Origin of the sequence: Treponema sp. OMZ 840, from assembly GCF_050937815.1 — a bacterium.
Taxonomy (GTDB): Bacteria; Spirochaetota; Spirochaetia; order Treponematales; family Treponemataceae; genus Treponema_C.
Map to the genome: position 1 here is coordinate 185,302 of NZ_JACDIJ010000003.1, position 15,217 is coordinate 200,518.

Consider the following 15,217-nt stretch of genomic DNA (forward strand, 5'->3'; position numbering starts at 1 on the left):
TGTAATTAAAGCGATAAAGCGGCATATGTGAGTGCCGAGCGGCAGGATGCACTATCAACTCTTTTTTAAAAAGGCCAGAGCGTTTTCGCGGGCGCCGATAATTTTATCGCACCAAGCGTCGAAATCAGGATCGAGGCGCTGCAATTCGGGATGCTCTAAAATATGGCGGACGGTTTCACGCACGCCGTCTTCAAAGCGTATGTGAGAATAAAAACCGTTTACCAAGCGCTTTAATTTTGTATTGTCGAATACAACCGTGTTCGATTTATCCCCGATAAGGGTTCCTTCAAAATCGTAAACGGGCGCTCCCGAAACGGGAAGCTTTGCCGCGGCGGCTAAAAATTCCGAAGATATATGAACGGCCTTTAAAGGAACGTTTACGGCAGCGGCAACACAGCCGTATATTTGATTCCACGTTAAGCTTTCGTCGCTTGTAATATTCACCGCTTCGCCCACAGCATTTGCATTGCATAATAAGCCGCAAAAGGCGCGAGCAAAATCTCTGTTATGGGTCATTGTCCATAAAGATGTTCCGTCGCCGTGTATGATAACCGGTTTTCCTTCAATCATGCGGCGGACAACCTGCCAGCTCCCGTTCGCACCGTGTAAGCCGAGCGGCACCGAGCGTTCACCGTAGGTATGAGAGGGGCGGACTATTGTAACGGGGAAGCCTTGAGTGCGGTATGCATTCATTAAAAAATCTTCACATTCGATTTTATTGCGTGAATACTGCCAAAAGGGGTTTGCCAAAGCGGTGCCTTCGGTTATGCGGTAATCGCACAGGGGTTTGTGATACGCGGATGCGGAACTGATAAAAACGTATTGACGGGTTTTTCCGGTAAATATACGCACATCCCGTTCAACGTCTTCTTTTGTAAACGCAATAAAATCGGCAACCGCGTCAAAACGCTCTTGTGTGTCCGACACCGATGAAATAAGGCGCGATAATTCCGTTTCGTTTTTACAATCGCCTGTTAGATATACGGGTGTTTTTACCGCACAGCCCAAACGTGCCGCTTCTTTTTCGCATGCGCGGTTTAACTCATCATTGCGATTTCCTCTGTTTAAAACAAAAACCTCTGCGTTTAACGTTAAAACGGCACGTGCGGTAACCGCGGTACTGATAGTACCGCTTCCGCCTATGATAAGTATTTTCATTATGCCAAATACCTGTTTATGCTTGCGGCGGCTTTTCTTCCTTCACCCATAGCGAGGATAACGGTTGCAGCGCCCAAAACAATGTCGCCGCCCGCCCATACGGCAGGATAAGAGGTTCTTCCTTCTTCGTCGGTTTTTATGTGCCCCTTTTCATCGGCTTCAAGGCCGGGCGTGGTTTTTTCCATAAGGGGGTTTGAGCCGTTACCCAAAGCGACAATGAGGGCATCGCAGGGAATGTCGTGTTCGCTTCCCTCTATTGCAACGGGGCGCCTTCTTCCCGAAGCGTCCGGTTCCCCCAATTCGTAAGAAAGCAAACGCAGGGCACATACACGGCCTTCTTCGTCGCCCAACACTTTGACGGGATTTTCCAAAAATCGAAAAACAACGCCTTCTTCTTCGGCATGGGCAATTTCTTCGCGCCGCGCGGGCATTTCGTTTCGGGTACGCCGGTATACGATAGTAACGCTTTCGGCGCCCAAGCGCAGGGCCATGCGCGCAGCATCCATTGCAACGTTTCCGCCGCCTGCAACGCATACGCGTTTTGCTTCATAGAGGGGGGTTGCCGCATGAGCCGTATCGTAGGCTTTCATAAGATTAGCGCGGGTTAAGTATTCGTTTGCGCTAAACACGCCGATAAGGTTTTCGCCTTCAATATTCATAAACTTGGGTAAGCCCGCACCCGTTCCGATAAAGGCGGCATCAAAACCCTGTTCTTCCAAAAGCTGGGGCAGGGTTCCCGTTCTGCCGACTAAAAAGTTTGTGCGGAATTCGACGCCCATTTTTTTAAGCATAGCGACTTCGGCGGCGACAATCGCTTTAGGCAGACGAAATTCGGGGATTCCGTACACCATAACGCCGCCTTCTTTGTGGAAGGCTTCAAATACGGTAACGGCATGCCCTGCGCGGCGCACGTCGGCGGCAACGGTTAAGCCTGCGGGACCGGAACCGATAACGGCAACCTTTTTGCCCGTTTCCGCTGCAATTTCGGGAATGTTTTGCAAATTGTTTTCACGTTCGTAGTCGGCGACAAAACGTTCAAGGCGGCCGATAGCAACGGCTTTTTCCGCATCTTTGTACATTTTACCGACCGTACAAAAACTTTGACACTGTTTTTCCTGCGGACATACGCGGCCGCAAATTGCAGGTAAAAGGTTGGTCGTTTTTATAATATCCACCGCTTTTTTAAATTCGCCCTGTGCGGTTTCCGCTAAAAATTGCGGAATCGGAACGGCAACGGGACAGCCGCTAACGCAGGGTGCATTTTTACACTGCAAACAGCGGTTTGCTTCGACAATCGCCTGTTCTCTCGTATAGCCAAGGGCGACTTCGCTCATTTCGCGCGCGCGCTTTTTCGGTTCTCCGCAGGGCATTTCCTGTAAGGGGATGGCGGTGCGGTCTTTTGCCGTAAGAGGCGCATTTTTCATTTTTTTCTGTAAAGCCGTATATTCTTGTTCCGCTTGAATTTTAAGCGTTTCGGCATCTATATAAGTACTCATTATTTTGCTCCTTTGCCGGCAGCTGTTTGCGCCGCCTTTGCATCGGCGGCCGCTTCCATACGGCATGCGTGGGCTTGCTCCGTTTCTCTCGGCTTAAAAGCCCTCATACGAAGCATCATATTATCCCAATCGACCAAGTGACCGTCGAATTCGGGGCCGTCTACACAGACAAATTTCGTTTTACCGCCGATATTTACACGGCAGCCGCCGCACATGCCCGTTCCGTCAATCATAATCGTATTAAGAGAAACGGTAATCGGTACATCGAATTCCTTTGCCGTAAAAGAACAAAACTTCATCATAATCGGCGGGCCTATTGCAACCACTTCATCGGGCTTCGGATTTTGAGCGCAAAGCATTTTCAAAGGCTCGGTTACCAATCCTTTGGTGCCGGCACTTCCGTCGTCGGTCATAATATAAATTTCATCGGCAAGCTCGCGCATTTCTTTTTCAAAAATAATCAATTCTTTTGTGCGCGCGCCCATAATAACGGTAACATGGTTTCCGGCGGCCTTATGCGCTTGTACAATCGGGTGCAGCGGCGCAACACCGATACCGCCGCCGACACATACAATGCGGCCTTTTTTTTCTATATGCGTGGGGTTTCCCAAGGGGCCTAATATAGCGCCGAGTTCGTCGCCCTCATTTAAACGCGACATCTTTATTGTTGTGGCGCCGACGGCTTGAAACACAAGGACAATCCATCCTTTTTGCGGATCGGCATCCGCTATCGTAAGGGGAACACGTTCGGCAAAATCGGTGTCGAGCTGAACGAGTACGAATTGTCCCGCTTTGCGGTTTTTTGCAATATCGGGAGCCGTTACCTTTGCGTAAAACACATCGGCGGAAAGCTGCCGTTTTTCAATAATTTTATACATTGTGCGTTTTCCTTATAAAACATATTTTCTTTATGAGGATTATACACAATTTTCGCTTAAGAGGAAATAGCATAGGACAAGAGATATAAAATCCCTGTAGCCTTTTGTATGCTCAAGTGTTTATACTGTATCGGAGGTTATATGAAAAAATACGGACTGTTAAAAATCAGTGCAATGAGCCTTGCATTTGTGCTTGCGGGTACTATGCTTTTTGCCGCGTCAAAACCTGAAAACACGGGTGTACAGGTTACGGGAACGGGTATTGTAAGCATTAAGCCGGATACGGCGCGCATACGCCTTGCCGTGGTTACCGAAGACAACGAAGCCGCCCAAGCCGCTTTAAAAAACGCCGAACTTATGGACGCCGTTATAAAGGCCGTTCAAAAAGCGGGAATCGCCGCAGAAGATACGGCGACACGCGACTACAGCGTGTACCGTCAATCGCGCTATAATTCAAACACGGGTACAAACGAATTTCGCGGTTACCGCGTAAGCAATAACCTGACCGTTACCGTGCGCGACATTGCGCAGACGGGAAAAATCATCGATGCGGCTTTACAGGCCGGAGCAAACGAGCTTTCGGATATTTCGTTTTATGCGAATGACACATCGACGGCATACGAACAAGCGCGTAAGCAGGCTTTTTTACACGCACAAAATGCGGCCGAAACCTTAAGCAAGGCATCAGGTAAAAAACTCGGCAAAGCGCTTTTTATCGAAGAATACCAAAATCATTCGGCTTACCGCAATTCGGCCGATTATGCCCTTGAAGAAAGAGCTATGAAGGCAAGCGCCGTTTCGACCCCGATTACACCCGGCGAAACGGAAGTGTCGGTTACCGTCAAGGTTGTGTTTGAATTTAAGTAATCCGCGTGCGGAAAGCTGAATAAGGTTCAATTTGCACATACTATGAACGACGCACAATGGCGCGCTTTGCAGGAATTTAAAACCGATTTTAAATCACAAGTGAGCGCGTGGCAGGCTCAAATCGAAGAGGCGGGACTCCTTGACCAACTGCAAAGCCTTCAAAAAAGGGCGGCGGACAGGGACGGCGTTCCGCTCTATTCTTTGGACACGCCTCTCGTGTATAACAGCGCGCTCGACGACATTCAAAAGACGGACGATATACGCATTATTTTAATCGGCGACAATCCCGGAAAAGACGAGCAGCTTGCGCGTAACCGCCGCTATCTGGTCGGCCAATCGGGGAAAATCGCCGACGGGTTTTTCCGTAAAAATCCGGAGCTGAACATCGATTTTCGCAAAAACGTACTCATATTGAATAAAACGCCCCTTCATACGGCAAAAACAAAGGAGCTTGCACTCATCATCAAAGAAGGCAATCCCCTTTTTGCCGAAATTATAGAGGAAAGCCAAATCCGGCTTGCCCGCGCAACCGTCCGCCTGCACCGCGCATTGTACGAGGCCGATGATACGGGAAACCCCTGCAAGCTTTGGCTTATCGGTTATGCCGAACTTCGCGAGCGCGGCCTTTTTTCGGTGTACCGCGATGCTTTAAATGCGGCCTATGCCGAATGTTCCGCACGGGCTGCACCTGCGCCGATTTCAGTATCTGCACCGTCCGAGAGAAAATCCGGCTGTGCGTCGCAGGTGTTTGTCTATCAGCATTTTTCGATGAACCGCTTTTTAATCGATTTAAAAGAAAGGTCGGACAGTTCTCTTTCGCTTGCCGAAAACATCGAACACGTCGGCCGTGCCCACCGCAAAGATATTTTAGGCTGGTAGAAGAAGTCAGCTCTTATAAATTGTTTTATGACTTCCGACATCGATAGGGATAATTTCTTTTTCATTGATTTGAAAATCAATCGCTATTCTGTACTGCATATTAATCGACACGGAAAATAATTCCGAAAATTTATGAAGGCGCAATGACGGATGATAGGGGTTTAATTCCAAAAGCTGAAGCGTTTTTTCATATTGATTTTTTAAATTACCGTGTTTTTTTAAAAAGGCTCGCGCTCTTTTTTCATAGGACTCGGTAAAAATCAATTTATACATTCGTTACTCTTTCAATATGAGCTTCCACTCCATCCGTATAAAACCTGCCTGCTGCAAGGTCGGCCTTTGATTCCCGAATGGCGGCTTCAAGTTCCAATTCCCGCATACGGTTATAATCGTCAATTTTTAAAACAACATATTTTTCTTTTCCGTGAACGGTAATAATTGCATTGTGATTTTTTTCAACAACCGAGTCGATAAGATTTACTCCCCGAACTTTTAAATCGTTTGCCGTAATTGTCATATCCATTACAATGTCCTCTTTTATAAATAATACTATAAATCGTACTATTCAGCAAGCGATTTTCTTAGCAGGCCGGCAAAGGCTTCATTTATTCATCACAGGCTTTCAGTCCAGTCCGCTCCACAGATTTATAGCGGTAAGTTTTTTTGTTTTGCCGTCAAAAGAAAAATTAACTTGGCCGGGAGTTTTAAAAGAGGCGGAATCGTAACAGAGTTCGTAATTGCGTTTGTGTGTATTTTCATAAAACGGCTTCCCGCAAAAATCTCTTATTGTCTGCTCGCTCATTCCCACAGTAAAATTATGCTTTACATCTCCTTTTTCGGTCGGAACGATATGTATTAATTGTAAAAAGCATTTTTTATGACCGGAAAGTACATAGTAATAATATACCTGTATTTTCTTTGATTTAAGAATTATGTGCTTATCAATTTTGGAGTTATCGTATCTGTTTTTTACGTCCTCTTCGTTAACGGAAAAGTCGTTTTCAGTAAAATTGTTTTTAAAGTAGTTTTGTAATTCTTCATAATTATCAAAGATCATCGGGAACATCTGTTTATCCGTAAACGGATTGGTAAGAAAGTCCGTAACATCAAAAACACCGGACGGCGGCTCTTCGGCTCTTATATCTTCTTTATTGCATGCGCATAATAAAACGGCAAGGGCTGCAGCCAATACAAATAAGGATAGTTTTTTCATATTCTTTCCTCAAAAAAATATAAGCATACGATAATTCTAAACGGTACATTGCGGCCTGTCAACAATTGCCGTTCATCGATATGGGAAAAGGCCGCGCTCTTTTTACGGCAAAAACACCTTTGTAATCCTTGTGTACGGTGCATTGTACATGTATTTATACGTATACCCCGGAAACAAATTCCGCAATTCGGAGGGCAAATCCGTATAATCTTTAAGATATAACCCGAATGTATTATCGATTTCAGTTACTTCAATATCAAATAAATCGCAAAAAAAAGGCATATTTGTCTTTTTTGCTTCCAGCACGGCGGCAATCATTCGGACATATTTTTCAATAAGATTCTTTTGTTTTACATCTAAACGATGTGTTATTGCGTTGAGGTATTCCACATCCGAATTGTTTCCAAGTGAAGGAAACAGTGTTTGAGCGCCGATGAATTTTCCGTTTTCGAGTTTAACAAACAAAACATACGTATCCGGATAAGCGGAGGTTTTGTTTTGCCCGAACGCTTCGCTGTCAAGCGCAGTAATATAATATACATCGCCGTTTGCCAGCGGTATACAGGTGCGGGACAAAAGCGTAAAAAACCAATCTTCTGTATGCCGCGTATCTTTTCGCGGGTAGGAAAAAAAAGAAGTTTTTTGTTTTGCACCAATCGATTCGTCCGCTTTTTTATAAACGCCATATATGTCGTCAATGCGGTTTGAAAAAATCGACGCATTTATTTTATCGTGATTCAAATCCCGCCAGTCTTTAAAGCTTATTTCGGCTATGGCTGTATCGTCAAAGGTGTCGCCTTTATACACATCGCCGATTTTTAATTCAAGTTTGTTTGTTTGTACAGGAATGTCAAATGTTACTTTTTGATATCCGGGTTTATCTTCAAGAACAATTGAAGCCCCGCCTCTATATTGAAATCCGCAATATAAAGTCTTTACACGATTATTTGCGTAATAGTGTTTATAATCTCCGTACCCGTTTTTGATGTAAAACTCTTTGAGTGTAATTCGGGACGCAAATTCAATGGTAATCGTTACATCTTTCCCGAAATCTTTTGCACCTTCAACCCAGGAAGCATCGCTTTCGTCTATAAGATTTTCCGCTTTATATAAATTCGTCGGGCTGGTTAAAGTCGATGTTGTAGAAATTTTTGCAATTTTTATATTTTGTGCATAGCAATAACTTATTATAAGCGCTAAAACCGTCCCGAAAAAAATCTTTTTCTTCATCGTTTTCTCCTCAATCCGCCGTGCCTTACCATATGTCAAGCATATTACATTTTAAAACGCCGCTTTCAGGCCGCTGTTTTTAAGCTATATTTGTTTTACAATCCAATGATTCGGATATGTGTTTTTTAAACTGTCATATTTTTGCTTTTTTAATATGGCATCCCGCTCCAATTGCCATGAATACACCTGAAACGGAATAAAACTCGGATATTCCCGTATCCCCGTTTCAAGCAATTTTTCAGCATCCGCCCGATTTCCCATATTTATATATGTTTCAAGCATATGCAGCACTATTAAAGGATGGGTGCGCTCCGAAAATCTTTTACAATATATCCTATCAAAGATTGCAAGGGTGGCTTTATCCAAATCGGAAGAAATTCCCAAACATGCATAATACATAAATAAAGCATATTGTAAATCTTGATTCGGATGTCTTACATCGACAATGCTTAATTTTCGTTTAAGAGATTCCAATTTTCCGCTCGAATACGGATTTTCATTATCATTAAACGCAGCCAAAAGCAAATCCAAATATTCTTTTATATTGTTTTTAGACGGATCTTTTATAAATTGTTCGGATTTTTCAAACACCCATATGGGAATAAACAATTGCTGCATTTCCACATCCAAGACATTGTCGCCGTCCAGATCGAAAATATATTTTTCGGATTCATCATACACTAAAATTCCGAAGTTATGACCGTCAATACATAAGTAAACATAATCACCGGTCATAATTTCGGTTTTTTTTGAACGGACTTGTAATTTAAAGTTCATTACTTCCGTTTCATGAAGAATAAATTCCGGTTTTTCCCGGTTATACCGTTCATCGATTGTATCGCCGACTTCAAAAGAAACCGCATAAACCAAAGCGCCCGATAAAATAATACTTAACAAAAATAATTTTTTCATTTTTTTATCCTTTTATATTACTGTTTTCCTTTGTGTTTATAGCACAGTTGACGGTATCAAAGCTTTCTATAACGGCCGGGAGCTATAAATTCAATAAAATTTTTATCCCGCAAAACTTGAAGCTGTTGTCTGATTTTGTCTTTAATAAAATTGTTGTCAGGATGTTTCTTTTTCAATTCCCGCTCAAATTCATATACTTGATTTAATGAAAAATCTTTTTCCCGAATGCGGTCTATGCAGGCTAAGGTGTCTAAAAGCCAGCCGCGGCATTCCAAGCTTTCCGTCCTTAAAGCTTTTGTTTTGGCATACAAAGAAAGTACCGTATCCCGGTTAATTTCAACTCGGTTTTTTATCATAAAAATTTTTCCCGACTCGGGAATTGACGATATATCAATCGTGCAGCCCGTCCAACCGGCTCTGCGGGCATTTGGCCCTAAGGGCTTTCTTTTAATGATTATTTCAGGTGTAAAAAAGTGATTCGGAATTACTACAAGATTAATAACGCTATAATCGGTATAGGTTATAAAAAAGAAATTCGGATTTCTAAACGAAGTAATCCTTTCAATCATTGTCCCATATTCGCCGTCGGTAATTGTATTCGATAATCTTCCGGAGCTATTTTCTTTGCTTTTTAATTCGAAATCGGATGCACATTGTTCGCAATAAAAATCTCCGACAGGATGATTGTTCTTATAACGATTGATGTACGGTGCTCCGCAAACAGGGCAAAAGACATTTCGTTCAAGCCAATCTTCAGTCAACACCCTACTTATTTGAGATCTGCTGTGATACTGCCGGGCTAATTCCCGATTAAAATCAAACGTCATATATCCGCATTGGGAAAAATTATTTTGAGGAGGGTTTCCCCGCATTCATAGTCTGTATTTTATCCGATTTTGCAGCCTTTTTCCAGTGTTAAAAAGGTAAATCCGAGCTTGTTTCGGTATTTCGCCCGCTTGTACACGAACGCCCGCTTGCGGTAAAATTAAGGCGATAAAATCGGGAATGTTCAAAAAGCGCGGTAAAGTATCCGGCTTTTTTGACATTCCGTCTTGCGGAGTTACTATGAAAAATGCCTATGTCCAACGGGTTTGGGAAACCGTTCAAGCTAAAAACGCCGGCGAAAGCGAATTTTTGCAGGCGGTTCACGAAGTATTGGAAACGCTTGAAATCGCCGCCGACAAAATGCCGGAACTCGAAAAATATGCAGTGTTGGAACGCTGCGTCGAACCGGAACGGATTATCATATTCCGCGTGCCGTGGACGGACGATGCGGGCAAAGTTCACGTAAACCGCGGCTACCGTATACAATTTAACGGCGCCATAGGTCCTTACAAGGGCGGCATACGCTTTCACCCTTCGGTAAACTTAAGCATTTTAAAGTTTTTGGGCTTTGAACAGGTATTTAAAAACAGCCTAACAACCCTGCCCATGGGAGGAGCAAAGGGAGGTGCCGATTTCGACCCGCACGGTAAAAGCGAAGGTGAAGTTATGCGCTTTTGCCAATCTTTTATGAGCGAATTACAACGCCATATCGGGCCGGATACGGACGTTCCCGCAGGAGATATAGGCGTCGGAGCGCGCGAAGTAGGCTATATGTTCGGGCAATACAAGCGCTTAAACAACGAATTTACAGGTGTTTTAACCGGAAAGGGGCGCTCTTTCGGCGGCTCTTTAATACGCCCGGAAGCAACCGGTTACGGCCTCATATATTTTGCCGAAAACATGCTTGCAAAGAAAAATAAATCGCTTAAAGGCTTGCGCTGTGCCGTATCCGGAAGCGGCAATGTAGCCCAATACGCCGTCAAAAAACTTATACAAAGCGGGGCACAGCCGCTTACCATGTCCGATTCTTCCGGCTTTATCTACGATCCGCACGGCATAGACGAAGAAAAATTTGCCTTTATACAGGAATTAAAAAATGCCCGCCGCGGCCGCATAAGCGAATATGTACAAAAATATCCTTCGGCACAATATACGGCGGGAAAACGCCCCTGGTCGGTTGCCGTTGACTGTGCCTTTCCCTGTGCAACCCAAAACGAATTAAACGCCGAAGAAGCGCAGGAATTGATTAAAAACGGCGTATCCTTGGTTGCCGAAGGCGCAAATATGCCCTGTACCCCCGAAGCTGTTGCCCTTTTTCAAAAAGAAGGCGTTTTATATGCTCCGGGTAAAGCATCGAATGCGGGAGGTGTTGCCGTATCGGGTCTTGAAATGAGCCAAAATTCCATGCGTTATTCGTGGACGGCTGAAGAAGTGGACGCCAAATTAAAAGCGATTATGAAAGATATTCACGACAGCGCATATCAAGCGGCCGCACGCTTCGGTATGGAAGGCAATTACGCCGCAGGTGCGAATATTGCAGGCTTTTTAAAAGTTGCCGAAGCGATGATTGCCCAGGGAGTTGTCTAAAAAAGCTCCCCTTAAATACGCAGTACGCAAAAGATACAAAGCATATAAAATTTCGCCGTACATATCCTTTTTGTAAAAGGAACAAGATGCCTGTTGAAACAAGGATTGTCCGGCACTATAACTATATCAGCAGGCAATTCCGCCCGGACCGCCAACTTGACAGCAAGGAAGAACGGCGGTATGCTATTTGTTACATAGGAGATTGTTATGGAACCTACACCGCTTAGAACCCGATATGCCCACCTCTTCGGCGATTTACAAAGGCTGGCTAAGGCTGCCGATAAAATAGATAATACCAATGTATATCAACAGGCAAATCCGGAAACACGCAAAATCATGGATGCCATGATAGGCGAAAACCTGCTTGAAGGAAGCGGCTTACAGGGTTTGGAACATTTTGAAACCTTTTATAAGGCAATGCGCGAGGGAAAGCGCGCGCTTTTATTGGTTGAACATTTCAGCAATATGGATTTGCCGGCCCTTTGCTACCTTTTGGAGCACTGCGGAAAGGACTTCGGTCCCGAACTTTCAAAACGCATTGTGGCAATTGCCGGTATGAAGCTGAACGAAGCCAACCCCATGGTTAAAGCGTGGGCGGAAGGATTTACGCGCATTGTCATCTATCCGAGCCGCAGCTTGACGGCCATTACCGATCCTGTCGAATTCGAAAAAGAAAGCGCAAAAAGCCGCGCAATCAATATGGCGTCCATGCGCGCCCTTGACCGCTGTAAAAAAGAAGGAAACGCGGTATTGGTATTTCCCAGCGGCACCCGTTACCGGCCGGGACACCCCGAAACGCGCGAAGGATTGCGCGAAATAGACTCGTATCTGCGCTTATTCGACGTGATGATTCTCGTGTCTACAAACGGAAACTGCCTCAGGATAAACCCCGAAGCCCCCGAAGACATGCTTGCCGACCTTGTTTATGAAGACGTGGTAATTATGAGCGCAAGCCCCGTATTGAACTGCAAAGAATTCCGAGAACAAGCTATGGCGGAAGCACCCGAAGCCATGGAAGACAAAAAAAACTTTGTCGTCGCTCAAATTATGCAAAAGCTTAAAGAAGGCCACGACGCATTCCGCCCCCGATACCTCGAACTGTACAAAAAGGCGGCGGGAAAAGAATCGGACTATTATATTTAAGACGGTGATTTTTAGAATCGGCATGGAAGTACTCAAAAACCATATGCGTTCGGACAGCCCGAAACTTTTACATCAGTATTTCGCAGGCAAGTAATAAATGAAAACAAAAATTGTTCATGTGTATTTAATCAGTACTTCAATTATTTGTATTATCGTACCGGTTGTTTTTATTGATGATAAAAGATATATTCCATTCGCTTTTTTTGCAACCTTTTTTATTATACTTACACTCTACCAAATCTTACAAAATCGCATTAAACTAACATATTCCTTAATTTTCTTTTGTATTTATGCTACGCTTTCTTTGATAAGCCTTTTGATATTTTGTTTGGGTACTAAAGATGATGAAATCTTATTTTGTGCTCCCATTTTTTCCGGATACTATACCGCATGGATTCTATATAAAACGATTGATAAATTACGGAGTAAAAAAAAGAATGCCGGACGTGGTCACTAAAAAATGGTTGTCTAGGTTTTGCTGCCTCACAACAATTCCCGCGCGAAACGTGCCCGTCCCCCTCCCTTACCTAAAACTGCACAGCTTTTTCCACTCGGTTAAGGGGCTTTCGGCGCACAAGCTTAAAAACTGCTCGTTTAAAATTTTAATTTCATCCTTGCCCGTAATTGTGTGCTTTGCCATTGCGTATTCTGCAATCCTTGTCGCAAACACCAATTGAAAAAAAGCCGTCATTAAAAAAAGCGGGGCATAATAATAGCGCAGTTTTGCAGGCTCTACGGGAATGCCCTTCGCTTCGAGTGCTCTAAAACCTTCTCGGATTGCGCGTAGCATAAGACGGATAGTCGAAGGAGAACGGGCAAGTTTGTAATTGTTTGAATTAAAGCGGTACATCGCACAGGCGGCGGGAACGACAAAGGCCACATGCGTTTTTTGCCATGCATCCATGTTGCGCGATTTTACCGGCTCAAAACCCGCTTTGGAAAAGATGCCCAAAAGAGTATCCAAACGCGCCGAATCGCCGCCGTCCAACTCGCCGAAGGTGGTTGTTTGAATAATACGCGCAATTCCCTTCCCGATAAAGTAATGCACAACGCCTTCTTTTCGCTCCCCGCCGGCACAGGGGAAGCCGAGCATAATCCGTTCTTTACCGACGGCAGTTATGTATTTTTCGTAGCCCAGCGGATTGTTTACGACAAAAACTATATTTTTCGACTTGTTTTTTGCCAATACAGGCAGAATAGCGTCAATGTGATTGTTTTGAACGGCTACGATTATGTAGTCGTAAATGTCGTTTTCTTTTAACTCATCGATACAGGCAAGCGCATAGGTTTCCGCTTTTCCGGTTAAAACATTTTTTAAAATAAGGCCGTTTTCTTTTATCTCGCGAAAACGGTTTCCCCGCGCAAGAATTACGGTGTCCAGTCCCGATTTAAAAAGTTTTCCTGCAAAAATACTGCCTATAACACCCGCCCCGTACACTAAAATTTTTTTATCGGCATACCGATTGTGTTTCATTTGTCTTTGTTCTCCTTAATAGGTGATTTTATTACGGGTGTGAAACCGGAGCCTCATCACCTCTTGACCCGTTCAAGCGTATGCGGGCGGCCTGCTCGTGGGCGGCAAGACCTTCGGCATGAGCCAAGACGGCCGCCGTATTAAGCGCCTGCTCAACTCCGCCGCTCCCGTCTGCGGATTCGGCCGTATCTGCACCCGCGGGGTTTTTGCGCTCCGATTTTTCCGCAGTACACAGGGTAGTTACGGTTTTTAAAAAATGACGCACGGAAAGGCCGCCGGTAAAGCGTGCCGAACCGGATGTGGGCAGCGTATGGTTAAGTCCTGCAGAATAATCGCCGAGTACTTCGGCCGCCGCATGACCTATAAAAAGGGAGCCGTAATTGTGCAGTTTTTGAACCAGTTTATCGCGCGCAGTACCCTCATCCATTGCCAACTCCAAATGTTCGGGAGCTTTGCGGTTTGCAAGGGCGGCCGCTTCTTCCAAAGACTTTGTAATGACGATAAGGCCGTGCCGCTTTATGCTTTCGCAGGCGGTGCCCCGTGTCGAAAGCGAGGCAAGCCGTTTTTCAACTTCGGCGGAAACCTGTTCGGCAAGGCGTTTTGAAGGGGTTGCAAAAACCGCCTGCGCGTCCGCATCGTGTTCGGCTTGCGCCAATAAGTCGGCGGCAATCCAATCGGCGTGCGCGCTGCCGTCGGCAATAATAAACACTTCCGTAGGCCCCGCAACCATATCAATACCCGCATCGCCTGACACCAAGCGCTTGGCTTCGGCAACGTATTTATTGCCGGGCCCTGCAATAACGTCGCAGCGCGGAATGCTTTCGGTTCCGTACGCCATAGCCGCCACCGCTTGGGCGCCGCCTACGGCAAAAACGCGGTCTATACCGCAAATCGAAGCGGCGGCAAGAATTCCCTCGTCTGCCCAAGCCGTTTTTACCGCCGGGGCGTCTTTTTCATCCGGATGAACGCGGGGCGGCGTGCAGAGTATTAAAGAAGCACAGCCTGCAGCCCGTGCGGGGCAGGAAGTCATCACCACCGAAGAAAGAAGGGGAAAGCTTCCGGCCGGAACATATAAGCCTGCGCGCTCTACGGGAATGATTTTTTGCCCCGTAATCAAACCCGGTGCAAGTTCTGTTTCAAAGTCGTAAAAGCAGTCCCTTTGTTTGTGCGCAAAGGCAAGGGCAAAATCGCGCGAACGGCACAGCGCATCGTATAAGCCGCCCGATTTTTTCTTTAGAGCTTTTTCACATTCTTTTAAAGACGAACGCGGAATTTCAAACGGAGAAGCCGGCGGTTCGGTCTTTTCCGTCCTGCCCGTTTTTACCGTACCCGAAAAACCGGAGGTCTCGGCGGCACGGCCTGAGCGGCAGGCCGCAACAGCGGCGGAAAAATCGATTTTATCAAATTTTTGCGCATAAGCATAAAGGGCCTTGTCGCCGTTTTTCCGCACCTCGTCAATTACGGCTTGCACGGTTTTGCGGACACTGCCCGTAAAACTGCGCGGTGCAAAAAACGAGGACGGAATGTCGGCTGCGTATATAATCTTCATATTCAA

15 protein-coding genes are annotated in these 15,217 nt (G+C 45.3%); 4 read left to right on the plus strand and 11 right to left on the minus strand.

From position 1 onward, the window contains the following. Positions 1 to 54: 54 nt before the first annotated feature. From H0R92_RS06555 to H0R92_RS06565, 3 genes are read right to left on the minus strand one after another with little or no spacing between them, the layout of a single operon-like run. On the minus strand, positions 55 to 1,158 hold the full coding sequence (locus tag H0R92_RS06555) for an NAD-dependent epimerase/dehydratase family protein (RefSeq protein WP_432962359.1): 1,104 nt from the start codon (positions 1,156 to 1,158) through the stop codon (positions 55 to 57). Next, the gene (gene gltA, locus H0R92_RS06560) at positions 1,158 to 2,654 is read right to left on the minus strand and encodes an NADPH-dependent glutamate synthase (RefSeq protein ID WP_432962361.1); all 1,497 of its coding nucleotides are present in this window, start codon (positions 2,652 to 2,654) and stop codon (positions 1,158 to 1,160) included. Before gltA ends, H0R92_RS06555 begins: the two co-directional genes overlap by 1 nt. Further along, a complete protein-coding gene (locus H0R92_RS06565; RefSeq protein ID WP_432962363.1) occupies positions 2,654 to 3,532 on the minus strand; it encodes a sulfide/dihydroorotate dehydrogenase-like FAD/NAD-binding protein in 879 nt (292 codons plus the stop codon). The genes gltA and H0R92_RS06565 overlap by 1 nt, the downstream gene beginning before the upstream one ends. Before the next feature lie 141 nt (positions 3,533 to 3,673). Here H0R92_RS06565 and H0R92_RS06570 point away from each other — a divergent pair, with 141 nt between their 5' ends. Next, entirely contained in the window at positions 3,674 to 4,399 is a 726-nt protein-coding gene (locus H0R92_RS06570) for an SIMPL domain-containing protein (protein ID WP_432962365.1), read from the plus strand. A gap of 42 nt (positions 4,400 to 4,441) precedes the next feature. Further along, positions 4,442 to 5,278: a hypothetical protein gene (locus tag H0R92_RS06575; RefSeq protein WP_432962367.1), complete on the plus strand. Its 837-nt coding sequence runs from the start codon at positions 4,442 to 4,444 to the stop codon at positions 5,276 to 5,278. 6 nt (positions 5,279 to 5,284) lie between these two features. Here H0R92_RS06575 and H0R92_RS06580 read toward each other — a convergent pair whose 3' ends face one another. From H0R92_RS06580 to H0R92_RS06605, 6 genes are all read right to left on the minus strand, one after another. Continuing rightward, entirely contained in the window at positions 5,285 to 5,551 is a 267-nt protein-coding gene (locus tag H0R92_RS06580) for a type II toxin-antitoxin system RelE/ParE family toxin (protein ID WP_428770175.1), read from the minus strand. Then, positions 5,544 to 5,801, minus strand: a complete 258-nt coding sequence (locus H0R92_RS06585; RefSeq protein ID WP_428770174.1) for a type II toxin-antitoxin system prevent-host-death family antitoxin — start codon at positions 5,799 to 5,801, stop codon at positions 5,544 to 5,546. Before H0R92_RS06585 ends, H0R92_RS06580 begins: the two co-directional genes overlap by 8 nt. Positions 5,802 to 5,900: 99 nt before the next feature. After that, the gene (locus H0R92_RS06590) at positions 5,901 to 6,491 is read right to left on the minus strand and encodes a hypothetical protein (protein WP_432962370.1); all 591 of its coding nucleotides are present in this window, start codon (positions 6,489 to 6,491) and stop codon (positions 5,901 to 5,903) included. 102 nt (positions 6,492 to 6,593) lie between these two features. Continuing rightward, on the minus strand, positions 6,594 to 7,721 hold the full coding sequence (locus tag H0R92_RS06595; protein ID WP_432962372.1) for an NADase-type glycan-binding domain-containing protein: 1,128 nt from the start codon (positions 7,719 to 7,721) through the stop codon (positions 6,594 to 6,596). An 84-nt stretch (positions 7,722 to 7,805) separates the two neighbouring features. Further along, positions 7,806 to 8,633, minus strand: coding sequence for a hypothetical protein (locus H0R92_RS06600; protein ID WP_432962374.1), 828 nt, complete (start codon positions 8,631 to 8,633; stop codon positions 7,806 to 7,808). A gap of 56 nt (positions 8,634 to 8,689) precedes the next feature. Next, positions 8,690 to 9,460, minus strand: coding sequence for a DpnI domain-containing protein (locus H0R92_RS06605; protein ID WP_432962376.1), 771 nt, complete (start codon positions 9,458 to 9,460; stop codon positions 8,690 to 8,692). Positions 9,461 to 9,698: 238 nt separating this feature from the next. Here H0R92_RS06605 and gdhA point away from each other — a divergent pair, with 238 nt between their 5' ends. Next, positions 9,699 to 11,045 carry an NADP-specific glutamate dehydrogenase gene (gdhA, locus tag H0R92_RS06610; protein WP_432962378.1) on the plus strand — a complete coding sequence of 449 codons (1,347 nt, stop codon included), beginning with the start codon at positions 9,699 to 9,701 and terminating at the stop codon, positions 11,043 to 11,045. Positions 11,046 to 11,252: 207 nt separating this feature from the next. Continuing rightward, on the plus strand, positions 11,253 to 12,188 hold the full coding sequence (locus H0R92_RS06615; protein WP_432962380.1) for a 1-acyl-sn-glycerol-3-phosphate acyltransferase: 936 nt from the start codon (positions 11,253 to 11,255) through the stop codon (positions 12,186 to 12,188). A gap of 523 nt (positions 12,189 to 12,711) precedes the next feature. On the opposite strand, the gene H0R92_RS06620 is transcribed toward H0R92_RS06615, so the two are convergent. Then, positions 12,712 to 13,662 carry a ketopantoate reductase family protein gene (locus H0R92_RS06620; protein WP_432962382.1) on the minus strand — a complete coding sequence of 317 codons (951 nt, stop codon included), beginning with the start codon at positions 13,660 to 13,662 and terminating at the stop codon, positions 12,712 to 12,714. Between the two features lie 31 nt (positions 13,663 to 13,693). Then, positions 13,694 to 15,211 (minus strand): histidinol dehydrogenase, encoded by a 1,518-nt coding sequence (hisD, locus tag H0R92_RS06625; RefSeq protein ID WP_432962384.1) that lies wholly within the window; start codon positions 15,209 to 15,211, stop codon positions 13,694 to 13,696. Positions 15,212 to 15,217 lie beyond the last annotated feature (6 nt).